Source organism: Pseudoneobacillus rhizolycopersici, assembly GCF_054786815.1.
On record NZ_JBTOOE010000094.1, the window covers coordinates 1 to 274 of the forward strand.

At 69.7% G+C, this 274-nt stretch carries 1 protein-coding gene; it reads left to right on the top strand.

What is annotated here, in order from left to right; all coding sequences use genetic code 11:
- A partial coding sequence (locus ACX9YW_RS22990; RefSeq protein WP_460351040.1) for a hypothetical protein occupies positions 1-274 on the top strand: 274 nt, incomplete at both ends.

The window sequence follows — 274 nt, forward strand, 5'->3', positions numbered from 1 at the left end:
GCCTGACTCGCGCCCGTGCTCTGCCGGTCCCCGCGGCCGGCGTCCCGCAACCGATCGCCTGTCTTCCGGATCGATTCGCCATCGTCACCGAGGAAGCGTCGGGGCTGCCGCTGCAGCGCCTGCTCAAGCAGCTCTGCGTCGTGAGAACCAGCGGGAGCGTGACGGCCACGCTGCGCGCGCTCTACCGCGTCGGCCGCTGGGTGCGCCATTTCCAGGAGACGGTGCCCATCCTCGATCGGCCGTCGAACCTCCGACGTTATCTCGACGTCCGTCT